Raw genomic sequence first — 18133 nt, forward strand, 5'->3', positions numbered from 1 at the left:
ATTGGAAAGTTGTATCCATTTCCACGGTAAACAAACATGGCGGACGTTCCGCCACCCCCGAATATGAAAATTTGTATCCATTTTCACGGTAAAAAAATAATGCCATATGATTACAATGATAAAAAATATGAAAGCAGCTTTTCAGCTGCTGAAGTAGGTGATAGTCGCTGCTCCCTGACATCGTGAGTCATTTCCGGCAGATGGGCAATCACCTGTTGGTTTTCCTTAAAAGATGCCTTTAAACCTTCATCAATAAGATGCCACATCCAGTCAATGGCCTGCTTTTTTCTCCTCTGTTCAAACTCTCCACTTGCCTTCATCTTATTGCGATGCTCAAGTACTGTTTCCCATACTTTATCTGTACCACCTGCAACAACCGAGCTGCATGTCAAAACAGGGGGTCTCCAGGTTGGGGACTCAGGTGTTACCATGTGCATGGCAATCTCATACTCCTGACGCGCTATATCTGCTCTTTTCAGGTTGTCTCCGTCTGCCTTGTTAATTGCAATGGCATCGGCAACCTCAAGGATACCTTTTTTAATGCCCTGAAGCTCATCTCCTGCACCTGCTATCATGAGAGCAAGAAAAAAATCCACCATTGTTGCTACAGTTATCTCTGATTGCCCTACTCCAACAGTTTCAACAAGAATCACATCATATCCGGCAGCTTCACAAACAAGCATCATCTCCCTTGTGCGTGCGGCAACGCCTCCAAGTGTCTCACCAGATGGAGATGGGCGGATAAATGCCCCCGGATGTGATGAGAGCTTTTCCATTCGGGTCTTATCTCCCAGAATGCTGCCGCCGCTTCTCCTGCTTGAAGGATCAACCGCAAGCACTGCAACACGATGCCCCTTGTCAGCAAGCGAGAGACCAAGGCTTTCAACAAAGGTGCTTTTACCCACACCAGGCACACCTGTAATACCAAGGCGAACAGCCTTTCCGGTGTGGGGCAGCAACATATCAAGAACATCACCTGCCATGCGTCTGTGGAGAGGCAGAAGACTCTCCACAAGGGTCATGGTTTTTGCAATTATCCGACGATTTCCAGCAAGAACACCTTCCACATATTGCTGAACCTTATGATTTCCGGTGATAACAACATCTGCATCCTGCTGAACCTCATGATTTCCCGCGATAACACCTCCTGAACCTTGCTGAGTCCCATGATGTTCACTGATAACGCAGTCTGTATCTTTCTGAATCTTATGACTTACGATGATAACTTCATCTGCATCCTGCTTCTGATATAAACCCATCACGCACCAATTACATTCAGGGTCCTGTTGGCAGATTCTGTTACCACTGTACCTGGTCCAAAAATGTCAGACGCACCTGCGGATTTAAGAAATTCATAATCCCCGGGTGGAATGATCCCTCCAACCACCACACGAATATCCTCTGCACCCTCTTTTTTAAGAGCAGCAACAAGAGCGGGAACAAGGGTCTTGTGACCGGCAGCAAGGCTTGATACTCCAACAACATGAACATCGTTTTCCACAGCCATGCGTGCTGCTTCATCAGGTGTCTGAAACATGGGGCTTATATCAACATCAAATCCAAAATCAGCATAGGCAGTTGCAATAACCTTTACTCCTCGATCATGGCCATCCTGTCCCATCTTGGTAAGAAGTATTCTTGGCCTTCGTCCGGTTTTAGCCTGAAAATCAGAAGTTCTTTTTCTAAGTGACTCAAGTATCTCAGAGTCACCAAATTCAGATGCATATACACCAGATATACACTGGGTGGTCGCCACAAATCTGCCAAAAACTTTTTCCATGGCATCGGAAACCTCACCAACTGTTGCCCTTGCCCGAACAGCCTTGATGCATGCAGCAAGAAGATTATCGCTTCCGGCAGCAGCCTTTGTAACATTTTCAAGAGCCTCGGCAACAACCCCTTTGTCCCTCTTTGCCTTGATATCCACAAGACGTGCTATCTGCTCCTCCCTGACAGCATCGGAGACCTCAAGAACCTCAATGGGTGGTTCATCCTCAATGGTATATTTATTGACACCAACAATGACATCCTTGCCCTGGTCAATACGTGCCTGGCGTCTTGCAGCAACCTCTTCAATTCGCATCTTTGGCATTCCGGTCTCAATGGCTTTTGCCATGCCGCCCAGATCATCAATCTCCTTTAATATCTTCCTTACTTCATCAACGATATTCTGGGTAAGGGTTTCAACATAGTAGGAACCTGCAAGGGGATCAACAACGGAGCAGACCTTTGACTCTTCCTGGACAATTATTTGGGTATTTCTTGCAATCCTTGCAGATGTTTCTGTGGGAAGGCCTACAGCTTCGTCAAATGAATTTGTATGCAGAGACTGGGTTCCGCCAAGAACCGCAGACATGCACTCAAGTGTGGTACGTATAATATTATTGTAGGGATCCTGCTGGGTCAGACTCCAGCCAGATGTCTGGCAGTGGGTTCTGAGCATTTTGGATTTTGGATTTTTGGGATTAAACTGCGACATAAGCTCTGCCCAGAGAAATCTTGCTGCCCTAAGCATGGCAATATCCATGAAAAAGTTCATTCCAATACCAAAGAAGAAAGAGAGGCGCGGAGCAAATGCATCAACATCAAGACCTGCAGCAATGGCAGCCTTGACATACTCAATGCCGTCAGCCAGGGTAAAGGCGGTCTGAAGAACAGAATCGGCGCCTGCCTCCATCATATGATAACCACTTATGCTCACTGTGTTGAATTTTGGCATATTTTCGGAACAATATCCGATAATATCAGCTATTATCCGCATGGATGGAGTTGGTGGATAGATATAGGTATTACGTGTCAGATACTCTTTGAGAATATCGTTCTGGATGGTTCCTGTTAGCTGCTCCTGCTTTACACCCTGCTCCTCTGCTGCAACAATGTATCCTGCAAGAATAGGCAGAACAGCTCCGTTCATTGTCATGGATACAGACATTTTATCAAGTGGGATCTGATCAAAAAGGATTTTCATATCCTCCACAGAATCCACAGCAACACCTGCTTTTCCAACATCCCCGAATACCCTGGGGTGATCAGAATCATATCCGCGATGGGTTGCCAGATCAAAGGCCACTGAAAGCCCCTTTTGTCCTGCTGCAAGGTTCTTGCGATAAAAGGCGTTGGACTCTTTTGCTGTTGAAAATCCCGCATATTGTCGTATTGTCCATGGACGCCCTGCATACATGGTGGCCTTGGGGCCTCTTACAAAAGGCTCCACTCCCGGAAGGGTGTCCACAAACTCAACATTTTTCAGATCCTCGGCAGTATAAATGGGCTTTATCGTGATTCCTTCAGGGGTATCCTTATAAAGGGATTCCAGGGGTTTTCCCCGAAGTTCCTTTGTTGCCATCTCCTTCCAGACATTCAAATCAGACTTCTGCGACATTGGCACACTCCTCTTTATTCCGGCAGGTTATAATTTTAATTTTTTCTTTTCACCATTAATAATTTCAGGTAATTAGGACTTAAAAAGTTTTAAACTTAAAATTTTTACAGCTCAAGAGTCCTAACTTCTCAAATCCACCACCACATATTGTATTTTCAATTCTTTGAAAAATACTATCTGTGGTCTCCATTTAGAGAACTTATGAGTAACGAGTTTTCAGGTTCATCAATCCTAATCTCTCTCGCAGAGTTCAACAAGAACTCCAGCCGTTGCCTTGGGATGCAGAAAAGCGATCTTTGCACCTCCTGCGCCCATACGGGGAGTTTCATCTATCAGGCGAATTCCTTTATCTTTAAGCTCCTGAAGGGCTTCTTCAATATTTTCAACCCTGAAGGCAATATGCTGAACCCCTTCCCCCTTCTTTTCAATATATTTTGCAACAGGACCATCCGGTGCAGTGGATTCAAGAAGTTCCACCTCACTTTCTCCCACCGGAAGAAATGCAGTTGTGACCTTCTGGGCTTCCACAGTTTCAGTGCCGGCAAACTCAAGTCCGAGTACATCAGTCCAGAATTCTTTACCGTCTTCAATGCTTTTTACAGCAATACCGAGATGATCAATTTTTGTTACTTTCACGATTACCTCCATGTTCAAGCAGTTAATATACCCAAAGGTGACATCCATGACCGTTCAAGATTTATCAATTCAAAATTGAGATGTCAAAATTGTTTTCTGGAACTCTATAGATTCATTATCTCCTAAATACTCAAAATCGACATTTATAACATCTTGAGCCTTGTCAATACTGTCTGATTCAGGTTTTCCAAGATTAACAAAGATAAGGCAGGATCTATCCTGAACATCTTGTTTATCCTGGTTATCCTGGTTATCCTGGTTATCCTGGTTATCCTGATTCAGACAAATTCAGCAAATTCAGCAAATTCAGCAAATTCAGCAAATTCAGCAAATGAAAAAAAAGCAATAAGATGTCGATTTTGAGTAAATAGCAAAAAATACTTCTTGCCAGGCATAAAAACATATAAGAAACATTGTTATCGTTATTTAATAAGCAGTTATAAGCGATCCCCACAAATAAGATCAGTCACCGCCGGACACTGTGATGCCGCACCAAACAATCTCAAAAAGCTCGTTGGCCTGGGCGGCAAGACTACCCTCACCACCTCTTTTAACCCACATGACAAACGAGCGCTGAACAAGCCCCATCATAAAATCCAGCAAAATTCCTGCTCTCACTTTAGAATTCAGTACACCTTCCTCCTGCCCTTTTTTCAGAACATCAAGGTAAAGTGTAATCATTTTCTTTTGTTCAAAAGTTTCATCTGCCATCCAGGTAGCCATGGGCAATGTCATAAAAATAATTCGTCCCAAATGAGGATTTCTCTCATAGTAATCCAGTTGCAACCAGAGCACCTTACGCAATTTTTCCTTTAGATTTTCAATACCCTGAAGATGATCCACAATACGCTCGGTAAGTTTGCTCAACCATATATCAACAAAGGTAAACACCAACTGTTCCTTGCTTCCAAAATGCTTATAAATAGTACTGAAACTGACCCCGGCAGCCTTGGCAACATCCCGGATATTGGCTTTATGGAAATCGGAATTGGAAAAAATATCCAGAACAGCCTCTTCCAGCCGCTTACTTACCTCGGGACGCAGTGAGAGAGAGTCGTTTTTTGTAATATCTTTTTCACTCACAATTTTTTGTCTGTTCTTGCTCGCAACCAAATTACAGGCACCCTTTAAAATAGACACATCAACAACAGAACATGCATCAACATAAAAATAATGTTTCACATGATTTTTAAACACAAAGCAATGATATTATTGATATAATTAACAAACATTCGGATAGATTTAAAAAATTGAGTAACAATGTTATTCAGTTCATTACCACTCGAATCCCCACCTGTCAAGAGTTAAAATTGAATTCCCTTCATTTAAAAAATGACCCCGAAATAACTTAGCCTATCGTTAACCACCGTGGCTAACAAAGGAGATAGAGATAAAAGTTTCTTGAGCTTAAAATAAAATTGTTTTTTAGGCTTTAACATCATATAGTTAACTCAAATTCGAAACCCATGACCTTTTGAGCATTGTCAACAGTGTCTGAATCAGGATGCCCAGGATTAACATGATAAGGCAGGATTCTCTATCCTGAACATCCTTTCTTCCTGATTCAGACAAATGCAATGAGTGTACCCTTTAATGAGTGTACCCTTTTTTGAATATCCGGAGTAAATTGTTGTCATGAAACCTCATCCCCCAGCCCCCTCTCCATGAGTGGAGAGGGGAAGTTTTGAAGAAAGAAAAATGCCGGCTGACTAAAAAAAAAGCCGATTGCTGATACTTTAACATAAAAGGGCATGATTGATTACGTATTAATCACCCCCAAATATAAAAATAATAGTCATTTTTACGGTAAAAAAAGATAAAATGATAATGAAACATATGAAATTTTTATTTTCAGCCATATATCCACTTCTGCTCTTCTTACAACCAGCAATTTTAAATGGAGAGATTTTGAACTATGCCATATTTCCGGCTCCGCCTTACATGATTTACTCAGAAGAGGATGACGACAGTCAAATCCATGGAATAGACATTGATATTGTTAAAGAAATTGCAAATCAAATGAATTTAGAGGTGAAATTTTTAAGGTGCCCATGGGCGCGCTGTCTTGAGCGAATGGAAGCAGGCATAGTTGATATCCTGAGCAGCGCTTTTAAAAAACCGGAAAGAGAAGTGTTTATGAATTACTTCCAGCAGCCTTATCTGGAAAAATTACCCATAGCATTTTATCTCAAAAAGGGTAAAGGGACTATTATCAAAAATTATCAAGATATTTATGCTCTCAGAGAAATTGGAGTATTAAGAGGTGCCAGCTATTTTGAACAGTTCGATACAGACACAAAAATAAACAAATATGCTGTTACGAGTCAGAAACAACTTCTTCTAATGCTGCTTGCAGATCGTCTTGAGGCAATTACAGGATATGTTCACACCATAAACTATAGGGTCGTTGCCGAAGGTTTTACAGGAAAAATTGAAAAATCCCTGTTTGAATACAATGGAGTTTCAGAGGTCTATATGGCAATAAGCAAAAATTCTCCATTTGCCGAAAGAGTTGATGAATTCAATAGAATTAATGATGAACTGCTCAGGAATGGGGTGATTTATGGTATTATAAAAAGCTATTATGACAAATATACTCCTGTGGGGGAATAAAAAAGCCTGGCCACCTGACCAGGCTGTGTGGGAGCCGTCACAAAAAAATAAAGAATTGACCACGGAGACAAAAAACTGACCGCAGAAACAAAAAATTAACCGCGGAAACAAAAAATTGACCGCGGAAACAAAAAAAGAGCCTGAAACTTCTGCCCAGACCCTTTTCAATCAATTAAGAAATCACATTGTTAATACTCTTTTTTCCGACGTGTCACATATTCCCTTAAAGCATCTTCCAGCCCCTGATCAATTGGGGGCTTAACAAAACTTTCAAGCCTTTCAGGAAGCATCTGCGATGCGATTTCCGAGACCCTCATCCCGCCGCTTTTCTTCCATTTGTGGTAATCCTTTCTGGTAAAAAGCTGTGGCTGGTAAAAATCTCGACAGTGTTTAAAGGTTGAGGGATGCGACAGATAACTTCCATCGCTGCCAATGGTTTTAATGGTTTCAAGATCAATTGATTCCACAGTAATATCCATTGATGTTAATGTTCGTCTGAGCATCCTGCACACCTCTTCATCCAGAAGCCATTTTTCAAAACTCATGGATATGTAAGAGCCAAGCTGACCACATGCATGGAATATAAAATTGGCTCCGTTTCTAAGGGCAGTACTCATCATAAGTGTCCCTTCTGCAGCAGCCTGGGCATCAGGACAGTGGGCATTGGTGATCATACCGCCTGTACGGCATGGCAGATGATAATAGTTGGCCATCTGCACAGTTGCAGATGCAAGTGTTACAGATTCCGGTGCCCCTACAGCAGAGGTGATGGTTCGCATGTCAGTTGGAGCAGATACAGAACCATAGACCATTGGAGTTCCGGGGTTTATAAGCTGTATCAGGACAAGACCTGCCAGGATTTCAGCATTGGCAAGGGCAATCAATCCAGGAAGAGAAACAGGGCCGCTCATGCCCGCCATTACAAGATTTGTTATCACAACAGGCTGGCCGTAACTTGCCATAATCATGAGGCTATCAAGCTGATCATCTGCATATTTCAATGGAGACATGGCATTGATAATTACAGCTATATGCGGATTTTCCATCAATGCCTCTTTTCCACCTGCCACAATTGCAGCCATTTCAAGGCAATCCTGGGCAGCACTTCCAAAAACACCTGTCCCCATGCTCGCCTTATCGCAAAAAAGATAATTGGCAAGCATCATTTCAAGATGAGCTGTTTCAGCAGGGATATCACCGGGCTGCACCATGGTCATTCCCATCATGTCAAGCTGGTCAGATGTCTGAACCATGCGGCAGGCATTTTCGTAATCAGCAAACGTCGCCATACGCATCTCTCCGTCATTTCCCATAACATTGGGTGCGCTGGCTGTGGGCACAAACACAAAATGATCCTCGCCAATTATCACATTTTTTTCCGGATTTCTGGCCAGGATCTCAAATTTGGAAGGTGTTGTACCTATGGCTCTGTCCACCTGCTTCTCAGTAAAAAAGACCCTGGCACCATCGGTGCGAAAACCCCTTTTTTTAAAAATTTCAACTGCTTCCGGAGCCATGAATTTTACACCTGTATCCCCAAGTATCTGCATGGAAGCATCATGGATACGCCTCAACTCGTTTCTGCTGAAGACCTGCATTCTGTCCATCAACGATTTCCTTTTTTTGCATTCTGATTTTTTACATCAAAGATTGATCAAGATTGGCAACGATTATTCTGACCATCTAAAGTAATATTTTCCATCTGTCAACAAATTGGAAAAAAGCTTAAAAAAAATGCACCTTTTGCCCCCTCTCTGCTCTTCTTTTTTACAACTTTTTTACATCTTTTTTACACTCTCATGACAAACTTTTCCGAAGATATGATAAATTCAAATAACGTACATGGCGGATTACCGCCACAATCGAAGGGATGAAAGTCGTTTTTAAAACAGGCTGTTACGGAGACTTTCATATAAAACCCTCATGATTGCAAAGAGATCACAACGATGGATAAAAATCATGATATATCAGTATACTATGGAGAGTTTCTAAAAAAGTATCTGGAATCTATGATGCCCGTGTAAACTGACATGATTGCGTATCAATCACCCCCAAGTATAAAAATGATAGTAATTTTCACGGTAAAGATAGAACATTTCAAAACCCCTAAAAAAAGGAGCAGAAAATGACAAACACATTAAAGATCAAAAACAGGTTTTACTCAACTCATGGCAAATTACCCAAAAATATCTGCATGATTATAACTGTATATATAATGTCGCTGATATTTTTCGGCATTTCAGAGGCTGGTGAAGCAGGTGATTTTAAAAAGGTGTCATGCCGTGTGGAAACTGAAAAAAGTATCCTCCAGGCAGGCCATTCCCAGACAGTAATTGTCAAGGTAACGCTTGATGCTCCGCCTGCACCAAAAACCCTTCCCCGCCCCCCTGTCAATTTATCTCTTGTTCTTGACAGATCAGGTTCAATGTCCGGCTCAAAACTTGACAGGGCAAAGGATGCCACTGTTGAAGCCCTGAAACGCCTTGATGCTCAGGATATCTTTTCCCTTGTGGTTTATGATCACACAGTGGATAGTGCTGTACCTGCCCAAAGTGCCCGATATACAGAAGGAATTGTTCCAAAAATCATGCAGATACAACCAGGCGGAAATACAGCCCTTTTCGGAGGAGTAAGCCAGGGTGCAGCAGAGATAAGAAAACACCTTGAGGGAAGATATGTTCACAGAATCATACTTCTCTCTGACGGCCTTGCCAATGTAGGGCCAAGCACCCCTGAAGATCTTGGACGACTTGGTGCTGCACTCATAAAAGAGAACATATCTGTCAGCACAATAGGTGTGGGAACCGATTATAACGAAGATCTTATGGCACGACTTTCGCAAAACAGTGATGGGAATATTTATTTTGTCGAATCCAGTATAGATCTGCCCAGGATATTTACGGCAGAACTTGGGGATGTCCTGAGTGTGGTTGCCAGAAAAGTTGAGGTGACAATAGAGATGCCAGAAGGTATGCATGCTGTTAAAATAATAGGTCGCGAAGGCAGAATACGCAATAACAGTGTTGAAATTTCCATGAATCAGCTTTATGGTGATCAGGAAAAATATGCATTGGTGGAAATCGCCGTCCCTGAATCCGGCAATGGTCAGGAGATGGAAATTGCAAGGGCAACAGTCAGTTATGAAGATCCTTTTACACTCAAAAATGTTGTAAGCAAGGGGGTTGCAACTGCCCGTTTCAGTGACAACAGCGAAAAGGTTGAAAAGTCCGCCAATATTGATGTAGTAAGAGAGTATCAGCTCAATCTCAATGCCCTTGCACAGGAAGAGGCCATAAAGCTGTCTGATAAGGGGAAACAAAAAGAGGCTGTTGAGACCCTTAAAGCATCAGCCGCAAAACTCAAACATCTTGGCGCAGCTTACAGTGATGACAAACTGCTTATGGAGGCTGATGAACTTGAAGTCAAGGCAGAGGCCATTGAAAAGGAAGGAATGAGCAAAAAAAGCCGTAAACTGCTCAGAACAGACTCATATCAAATGAAAAATCAGCAATTTGCAAAATAATGGCTCAATTATGCAGCAGGGCAATATCAGTAGCAACCGTTCAATAATATTTTTCTGGGTTCTTCTTGTTATTCCAACAATAATCATTGCAACTGCTGCCTTTAACCTCCTGGAACACGAACAGGAGAGGATAAACCAATCTGCACTTGCAGCACTGACTGACGGGACATATTCAATAGCCGGAACAATTCACACCACAGTATCAGGCATTCAAAAAAACCTTACACGTTCCCTTGTGGAAATCCATCATGATCAGATTGAAAAAACACTTACTCTGTGGAAGGAGACAAACCCTCTTATAAGAAATATCTTTATCCTGAGTGAAAACAAGGGACTTATTTACCCTTTCAAGGGAGATAATATTTTGAAATCCACAAACGAAGAGCAGCGTTTCATAAAGCGTTATGATTCGCTCTTTTCCGGCCAGACAAAATGGGTTTGGAAGTCAGACCGAATTTATCAGCCAGGGGATAATACGCTCCTTGATTTTGCATCACCGGAACCATTTGAAAGCAAGTCATCAGGAAACAGTGGATGGATTCCCTGGTTTTCCGAAAACAGGCTATTTATTCTGGGCTGGGTCAAATCTGAAATAACAGAAGAAATAACACTACCTGGCAACAGAGACTCAAAAAAAAATGAACCCCTCATTTACGGAGTGGAGCTTGAGCTTATGACCCTGCTCTCCGGTCTCATAACAGCACTTCCGACGTGGAAGCATCAAAATGCAGCATATACAATCCAGAACGGCAGCAGCGAAATTCTCCATCAGGCAGGAAGCTTTCCTGTAAGCAAAAATAGCACACCGCACATCATCCAGCCAATATCACCACTTCTTCCCTACTGGCAGATAGCTGCATATCTTGATGAAAAAAGTGTTGAGAGCCGGACATCATTCATGGTTATATCAGTGATGCTTTTATCTGTGTTTCTCATATCCATTCTGTCGGGAGCAGGGCTTATAACCTGGCAGGCCATTACTCATAGAAGGGACGCCTTGCAAAAGACATCCTTTGTTTCATCAGTATCACACGAACTCAAAACACCTCTGACCAGCATAAGAATGTATGCAGAGCTTCTTCAGTCCGGCAGGGTGAATTCTACAGACAAAAAAGCAGGATACCTTGCAGTCATAGTAGATGAAAGCCAGCGCCTTACCCGTCTTGTTAACAATATACTTGATTTTGGAAGACTGGAGCAGGGACGCAAAACCTACAACAAAACTGATTTTGATCTTGGTCAGCTTATTCTCAATATTGTAAAAACACACAATATCAGACTTCAGGAAGCGGGCATGGTATCTGAAATTTCAATCCCCGATTATCCATTGCCTGTAAAGACAGACAGGGATGCTCTTGAGCAGATTATATTAAATATTGTGGATAATGCTGTCAAATATGCCTCCAGCGGAGTAAGAATCAGTTTTTCAATTAAGCTTCATGAACAGAACATTGATAAAAGAGAGTCTTCATATTATACTCTTTCAATCTGTGATAGCGGCCCTGGTATTCCCAAAATACACAGAAAAAAAATATTTGATAAATTTCACAGGGTGGATGACTCTCTCACATCCAGAAAACCCGGTTCCGGCCTGGGGTTGAGCATAGCAAGAAAAATGGCAAGGGATCTTGGCGGTGATCTGCTGCTTGTATCTCCGCCAAGCGGTGGCTGCTGCTTTAATATCAAAATAAGGCTTTGATTCAAAGCACCACATGGGTTAAAAAACACATTAAAAAATGAAGCTGATAAATTCCATACACATTCTTGTGGCTGAAGATGACAACAATATCAGAACAGGAGTTGTCGATACCCTTGAAAGTGAAGGGTACAAGGTCACAGAAGCGTGCAATGGCATGGAGGCCATAAAACGTTTTGAGACTGAAAGATTCGATCTTCTGCTTCTGGATATAATGATGCCGGAAAAAAGCGGTTTTGATGTTTGTATGCACATAAGGAAAAAAAATGAAAACCTTCCCATTATCATGCTTACTGCCAAGGGGGAGGAGATTGACAAGGTGATGGGCCTCAAACTTGGAGCAGATGACTACATCACAAAACCATTTGGTATCAATGAGCTGCTTGCAAGAATTGCTGCTGTTTTAAGGCGATGCAAAAGGGAGATCATAAGCAATGATAAACAGATCACCAGAAGCAATGAAAAAACAGTCGCCGAAAAGAATGAAAAACCATTCTCTTCTTCCTGCTCTGAAGAGATTGCGTGTGCAGATAATTTTGACTTTGCAGACATGATTGTGAACACTTCTCAATACAAGCTTATCCGGAAGGATAAAAACATTGATCTGAGCCAGAGGGAAATTAAACTTCTGCGTATTTTTCATGACCACCCGGGGGAGGTTCTAAGTCGTGACAGACTTCTTAATGATGTGTGGGGCATTGACTACTATGGCACAACCAGGACACTTGATCAGCACATTGCCCAACTCCGGAAAAAAGTGGAAAATGACCCCTCTCTTCCAAGAGTGATTACCACTGTTCATGGGGTGGGGTATCGTTACAATTCAAAGGCAAATGTTTAACAACCTTAAATAAAACAATAGCTTATCTTTTTTGTTAATATTTATTTTCTTCGCCTCAATATTAATACTTCATTACCTTTCTAATTTTTTTTACTCTTTTTGTCTGAATCAGGATAACCTGGATTTACAGGATGATCAGGATGAAAAAAATAGCAGGAGGAATTATGGAAAAAATAAACAGAGGTACTTTTTGGGGATGGTATGGCGGCATAATCGGCGGCTCCATTTTTCTGCCGATGCTCTCATTTCTATTTATCCATACAGGCCACTATATGCTATCTTTATGGTGCATGGCAGGTTTTCTGTTAACAGCAATCTATGCAATGCGTGTAACTCCCTGGAAATATCCTGACACTTCCTATGGCAAGCTCATAATTCCGGTTGTATCCATTCCCGTTATTACAGCAATTGCCATTGCAGTAGTAAAACCTGAATATAAGGGGCAAACAGTCAATATCTGGCAAGTTCTTACCTGGATTCCTCTTTTTATGACTCCGGTTCTGACAACGTGGAAAGTAACTTACAAAAAAAACCAACATAAAACTTAAAAAACGTCTATACTCCAAGTATCCGACTATCCAAAAATACCTTGCAAAAAAAGACAATTTTGTGCATAGAGACACATCATGACACTATGGTATGAACCTGAAACAATCAGTGAGTGGCTAAAACGGGGATTTTCTCTTTTAAATATTTTGATTCTCTCCACAGCCGTACTTCTTGTGGTCTCTGAAATGAGATTTGACTGGTGTGAATACATGATCGGACACTATCTTGCATCCATCAACAGTTCACGTCCGGAAACAGGGGCGATATGGAAAGCAGGGGAACACTCATCCAAAGCCCACATTGTACTTAAAAACATCATTGAAGAGCGCCAGGATGCTGCAAGATATGCCCAGGAAGCCACATCATTTGCAGAGCTTGCTTCAGGAATTCTTCCCGGTCAATGGGCAAACATTGACAGGGAACAGTTCAAAAGACTCTACCTTGCACTGCCCCCTGCCATTGCATCAGAGATTATCTCCCCAACCCGCCTGATATGGCTTTATGGAGGAGACAAAATCCATGATGGAGAGGGACTTCACAGAATCTTCTGTGAGGGAAAAACAGAAGGGCTTGATATATTCTTCCTTAATGCAGGCAACAGGGTACTGCATCATATTAATCTTGATAAAAAACGCCTTGATATCATTGAACGGGGAGAAGAGCCTTTCATGGGAACCCTTGACGATATCCCCGAAATTGAAGGTCGTATCTACAGTGCAGACCTTTTTTTCAATGCGCTCTTCAAGCTGCCGCCGGAAATCCTTCCTGACCTTATCACAACACCACATCTTCTGCTGAATCAGCGTGGTGATATTCTGCGGGCAGGAATCTGGAACGAAGTAGAATCAGGCTTCATAAAAATCGGATTTGAAATCAGGGAAAACGGAGAGTACATGGTGCTTTTTATCAAGGCCAGAGAGTGGGCAGTTTGGAGACTGAGCGCTGTTCTTTCAGGCCAGAGGATTCCTGAACCTCAGGCAGGAGAAAAACCTTGAACTGGCTCACACTTTTTATCCGTTTTTCACGTCTAACTTTCTATACAGCTCTTCTGCTTGGAAGCGCAGGCATTGCTGCCATCTCCATAACAATATTTATTGTGGCAAAGGATCTACCCAAACTTCCGGAGCCCTTAAGTCGCATAATAGAGACCCCCAAAACAGAAATCTATGCATCAACAGGAGAGCGCCTTATAACCCTTGGCGGCAGGGAACCCGTTCTTCTGTCCAGAATCTCTCCCCATTTCATAAATGCTGTTCTCGCTGTTGAGGATCACATGTTTCAGGAGCACTTTGGTGTCAACAAGCTAAGGACATTAAAAGCACTCTACGTTACCCTGATGAAACCCGGAAGAATTGAAGGAGCATCCACTATCACCCAGCAACTTGCAAAAAATCTATTTTTCAGCTTTGAGAGGACATATCTTAGGAAATTTAAAGAGATGCTTGTTGCCTTTCAGATTGAATACTCCTGCACAAAAGAGGAGATTCTCCAGGCCTATGTCAACCAGATTGCATTTGGAGCAGGAGCACAGGGTGTTGAAAAGGCGGCACAGGTATTTTTTGGAAAATCTGCTGCACAACTTACCCTTGGAGAAGCAGCGCTTCTGGCAGGACTTCCCAAATCCCCTACAAATTATAACCCGTACAGACACTATGATCGTGCATTAAAAAGAAGAGATGTTGTTATAAGACGCATGAAAGATGCGGGTTACATAACACAAACACAGGTAGATGAAGTGGTGGCAAGCAAGCCCACCCTTCACAAAAACCATGCAGATGCCAGAACCGGCAGCTATTTTCTGGATGCCATTATAGCGGAGCTTGTCCAGAAGTATGGTTCTGATGTGGTTTATCACGGAGGCATAAAGGTTACTGCCAGCATTGATGCCAACATGCAGGATATTGCCACCCGTGCTCTGCAGCAGGGCATGGAGAACCTTGATAAACTGATGGGCCTGAAACCTGATGATGAACCCCGTCCCCAGGGGGCTCTTGTGGCCATTGACACAGCCTCGGGAGCTGTAAAAGCAATGGCAGGCGGCAGAGACTACTACAAAAGCGAATATAACAGAGCAATATACAGCAGGCGCCAGCCTGGCTCCGGATTCAAACCATTTTTATACTATACAGCCTGCGAAAAACTCAACATCCACGGTGGAACACTTATGGTGGACTCCCCTGTATCCATTCCTGTGGTTGGTGCCCCGGTATGGCAACCAGGCAATTTTGAAAGGACATTCAGAGGCCCTGTAATATTAAAACAGGCACTTACCCATTCGATTAACACAATTGCAGCAAAGCTTGTCCATAAGACAGGCCCTGATGCAGTCATTAATACTGCAAGATTGTGCGGCATAAAAAGCCCTCTTCAGAGTGTGTACTCTGTTGCCCTTGGTACTTCGGTTGTAACACCCATTGAAATGGCATCTGCCTACAGCACTATTGCCTCAGGAGGTATCAAACACGAACCTTTTCTCATATGGCGTGTGGAAGACGCTTTTGGAAGGGTGATATATGAGCATCTGGTCAGGGGTAAAAAAGTGCTTGATCCAGACATTACATTTCAGGTTATTGATATGATGAAATCTGTAATTGACAACGGCTCCGGCAGATCCATCAGAGCATCCGGGTTCACCCGTCCGGCAGCAGGGAAAACAGGAACCACTGACTCATACAATGACGCATGGTTTACAGGCTTTACTCCATCTTTATGCACATCTGTCTGGACAGGTTTTGACAGGGAAAGGAAACTGAGGCAGGCAAACGGACTTGGAATCACCGGAGGTAGAAGCGCTGCACCAATATGGGCGCAATTCATGGAGGAAGCCCTTAAAAATCAGCCTCCACGGGATTTTATAATTCCTGACGGCATCCATTTTGAGGAGGCTGTTGTCACCACCGGATATAAATTTGACAGAAAAAAGAGACCCCAAATCAATGTGACAGAAAGCGATTTAACAGAAAGCATATCACAAAGTGTTAATCCTGGGTATTCCGAAACACCGGAAAGCAAGCCGGAAACAATGATTGTTCCCCTGAAACCAAATCAGCAACTGAGAAAACTTCCAATACCGGAGCTTTCCCAATGATCTTTTTTATAAGAAACATTGCAGTCAGGTTATGGTTATCCTGTGCCGCGGGGATTCCTGCATCTTTTCTGATATATCCGGACATCCAGCATTTTTTTCCTGCCCATGGAAACATGTCCATCTTTTTTTCCATATTCATTATTTTATTCCTGTTTTTTATCACGGGAACCTTAATGAACATCACTGGAAAATCCTCTATTATCAGACAAATCCGGGAAGCAGAGAGATGGGAAAGAGCAGGTATTTTACAAAAAACAGAATCATGCTATCTGAAAGCATTAAAAACATTTGATTCATGTCTCATCTCTCTGCTTAATGCAAAAAAAACCGAACTTAAACTCACTGGTGCAGTTGCACGGTTTTATCTTAACTTTCCAAGTGGCAATTCTACTCTTGAAAAGACAGCCCTCTCTTTTCTTCACTCCAATCCTGATCAAGTGGAACTTGCCCTCTTATGGGTTAAAGATAGATTTAACAAAGAGTCCTTTTTGCAGTTAAACCCAAGAGAAGACACACTTATTACCCGCATTGCAGATCATGTATCCTCAAGTGATCATGAGCTTGTCCAGTACCTTGCCCAAATTTTCATCAAAACAGGACGAACAGATTCTTCTGCAAGAAGGATATATGCAATGACCCTTGATAACGATCGTCAATGCAGCGAAAACATGCGTGATGAAATTGAGGCTCTGATAACAAATCCAGACCTACACCCCGCCGTTGCAAATCATATATCAAGCTTAGAAGAGCATTTAGAATCAGACTCAGCCAACCCCACGGAAACTCAATCTGCTGACTATATTGAAACTTCATCTGACGATTTTGAATCCATCAACAGCCAAGAGAGATTTACCATATCCCGAATGGATATGAGAAAAAGAAAAAAAGATATTTCAAAATCTAAAAACTTTGAACACTTTAAACATGTTATTCTGACAAAATTCCGAACACTTTCAGATCTGCCTTTAAAAACAATAAACATGCTCCTTAAAATCATAAGCCTTACTCTTAAAATGATATTAAGAAGCCTTGTTATTGCTTTCAAAATAACAAAAAAACTGATTGAAACCCTGATCCATGCCATATCAACCAATGAAACAGCAAGAAAAAGTTTCAAATGGACACTTTTATCACTTGTTTTTGTAGGTATTATTATCCTTTTAAGCAACACAGTAATGCATCTTTTCAAAAAACCGGCAGTTTCCACTCCTGCCATTCTTACTAAACCCCCTCAAGAGGACAAAGATACCTTTGAACCTCCAATACCTTCCCTTCCAATGAGATTTACAATACAGGTTTCTGCCTATATTAAAAAAGAACATGCCGAGGAGTTCCTTGAAATGCTGAAAAAAAGAGAGATAACTGCATGGATATCCACTGCCGAAGGTGGAGGGAAAACATGGTATCTTGTACGTATCGAACAGTTTGCAACAAAGGCAGATGCTGCATCATACGGTAACAAACTCAAGGAAGAGGGGCTTATTGATGACTATTTTGTGGATAATCTGGACACAAAGGAAAAATGATGTCCCATATTATGATCTGAATACTCATTCATTTATCTGTTCCTGCTGAATGACAGCTTGATTATCTGGTTTTGACTTTTCAATGAAAAACTAAAAACTTTAGATAACTTACTGATATTGTTTACAGCAATCCGACAAAAAATTCTGTCATTTTCAATACTCTTTACAAATATGAGCAATATACTATATCGGGAATTGTGTAATAATTTGATATGCACATTTAGTGCTATAGCATCGCACCTTATTTCCTATAATACCAAGACGATCTTGAGCCAGTGG

The 18133-nt window shown here is 42.0% G+C and carries 13 protein-coding genes; 8 read left to right on the top strand and 5 right to left on the bottom strand.

Features of this window, described 5'->3' with window-relative positions; translation table 11 throughout:
- Nucleotides 1–110: 110 nt before the first annotated feature.
- The 4 genes from meaB to MTBBW1_RS04695 all read right to left on the bottom strand — a co-directional run bounded on the left by meaB (nt 111) and on the right by MTBBW1_RS04695 (nt 5131).
- Nucleotides 111–1259, bottom strand: coding sequence for a methylmalonyl Co-A mutase-associated GTPase MeaB (gene meaB / locus MTBBW1_RS04680; protein ID WP_080799934.1), 1149 nt, complete (start codon nt 1257–1259; stop codon nt 111–113).
- Nucleotides 1259–3382 carry a methylmalonyl-CoA mutase gene (gene scpA / locus MTBBW1_RS04685; protein ID WP_080799936.1) on the bottom strand — a complete coding sequence of 708 codons (2124 nt, stop codon included), beginning with the start codon at nt 3380–3382 and terminating at the stop codon, nt 1259–1261. Before scpA ends, meaB begins: the two co-directional genes overlap by 1 nt.
- 231 nt (nt 3383–3613) lie before the next feature.
- The gene (mce, locus tag MTBBW1_RS04690; protein ID WP_186441081.1) at nt 3614–4018 is read right to left on the bottom strand and encodes a methylmalonyl-CoA epimerase; all 405 of its coding nucleotides are present in this window, start codon (nt 4016–4018) and stop codon (nt 3614–3616) included.
- Between the two features lie 462 nt (nt 4019–4480).
- On the bottom strand, nt 4481–5131 hold the full coding sequence (locus MTBBW1_RS04695) for a TetR/AcrR family transcriptional regulator (protein WP_245809260.1): 651 nt from the start codon (nt 5129–5131) through the stop codon (nt 4481–4483).
- Between the two features lie 795 nt (nt 5132–5926).
- Here MTBBW1_RS04695 and MTBBW1_RS04700 point away from each other — a divergent pair.
- Complete coding sequence (locus tag MTBBW1_RS04700; protein WP_186441082.1) at nt 5927–6631, top strand: substrate-binding periplasmic protein; 705 nt, start codon at nt 5927–5929, stop codon at nt 6629–6631.
- Nucleotides 6632–6819: 188 nt separating this feature from the next.
- Here MTBBW1_RS04700 and MTBBW1_RS04705 read toward each other — a convergent pair whose 3' ends face one another.
- Nucleotides 6820–8238: a trimethylamine methyltransferase family protein gene (locus tag MTBBW1_RS04705; RefSeq protein ID WP_245809261.1), complete on the bottom strand. Its 1419-nt coding sequence runs from the start codon at nt 8236–8238 to the stop codon at nt 6820–6822.
- A 518-nt stretch (nt 8239–8756) separates the two neighbouring features.
- Here MTBBW1_RS04705 and MTBBW1_RS04710 point away from each other — a divergent pair.
- From MTBBW1_RS04710 to MTBBW1_RS04740, 7 genes are all read left to right on the top strand, one after another.
- Nucleotides 8757–10154, top strand: coding sequence for a vWA domain-containing protein (locus tag MTBBW1_RS04710; protein WP_245809262.1), 1398 nt, complete (start codon nt 8757–8759; stop codon nt 10152–10154).
- The gene (locus MTBBW1_RS04715) at nt 10144–11853 is read left to right on the top strand and encodes a sensor histidine kinase (protein ID WP_080799947.1); all 1710 of its coding nucleotides are present in this window, start codon (nt 10144–10146) and stop codon (nt 11851–11853) included. Before MTBBW1_RS04710 ends, MTBBW1_RS04715 begins: the two co-directional genes overlap by 11 nt.
- Nucleotides 11854–11890: 37 nt before the next feature.
- Nucleotides 11891–12691, top strand: a complete 801-nt coding sequence (locus tag MTBBW1_RS04720) for a response regulator transcription factor (protein ID WP_080799951.1) — start codon at nt 11891–11893, stop codon at nt 12689–12691.
- A 140-nt stretch (nt 12692–12831) separates the two neighbouring features.
- Nucleotides 12832–13239, top strand: coding sequence for a hypothetical protein (locus tag MTBBW1_RS04725; protein ID WP_080799954.1), 408 nt, complete (start codon nt 12832–12834; stop codon nt 13237–13239).
- 78 nt (nt 13240–13317) lie between these two features.
- Nucleotides 13318–14235 carry a hypothetical protein gene (locus MTBBW1_RS04730; protein WP_080799957.1) on the top strand — a complete coding sequence of 306 codons (918 nt, stop codon included), beginning with the start codon at nt 13318–13320 and terminating at the stop codon, nt 14233–14235.
- Nucleotides 14232–16328 carry a transglycosylase domain-containing protein gene (locus MTBBW1_RS04735; protein ID WP_080799959.1) on the top strand — a complete coding sequence of 699 codons (2097 nt, stop codon included), beginning with the start codon at nt 14232–14234 and terminating at the stop codon, nt 16326–16328. The genes MTBBW1_RS04730 and MTBBW1_RS04735 overlap by 4 nt, the downstream gene beginning before the upstream one ends.
- 173 nt (nt 16329–16501) lie before the next feature.
- Nucleotides 16502–17854 carry an SPOR domain-containing protein gene (locus tag MTBBW1_RS04740; RefSeq protein WP_186441083.1) on the top strand — a complete coding sequence of 451 codons (1353 nt, stop codon included), beginning with the start codon at nt 16502–16504 and terminating at the stop codon, nt 17852–17854.
- Nucleotides 17855–18133 lie beyond the last annotated feature (279 nt).

Source organism: Desulfamplus magnetovallimortis (genome assembly GCF_900170035.1).
Taxonomy (GTDB): domain Bacteria; phylum Desulfobacterota; class Desulfobacteria; order Desulfobacterales; family Desulfobacteraceae; genus Desulfamplus; species Desulfamplus magnetovallimortis.

Coding starts and splice junctions, on each gene's coding strand:
- MTBBW1_RS04725 (WP_080799954.1), top strand. CDS start 12,832: ATGAAAAAAATAGCAGGAGGAATTATGGAAAAAATAAACAGAGGTACT.
- MTBBW1_RS04740 (WP_186441083.1), top strand. CDS start 16,502: ATGAACATCACTGGAAAATCCTCTATTATCAGACAAATCCGGGAAGCA.
- scpA (WP_080799936.1), bottom strand. CDS start 3,382: ATGTCGCAGAAGTCTGATTTGAATGTCTGGAAGGAGATGGCAACAAAG.
- MTBBW1_RS04705 (WP_245809261.1), bottom strand. CDS start 8,238: ATGGACAGAATGCAGGTCTTCAGCAGAAACGAGTTGAGGCGTATCCAT.
- MTBBW1_RS04720 (WP_080799951.1), top strand. CDS start 11,891: ATGAAGCTGATAAATTCCATACACATTCTTGTGGCTGAAGATGACAAC.
- MTBBW1_RS04730 (WP_080799957.1), top strand. CDS start 13,318: ATGACACTATGGTATGAACCTGAAACAATCAGTGAGTGGCTAAAACGG.
- MTBBW1_RS04710 (WP_245809262.1), top strand. CDS start 8,757: ATGACAAACACATTAAAGATCAAAAACAGGTTTTACTCAACTCATGGC.
- meaB (WP_080799934.1), bottom strand. CDS start 1,259: ATGGGTTTATATCAGAAGCAGGATGCAGATGAAGTTATCATCGTAAGT.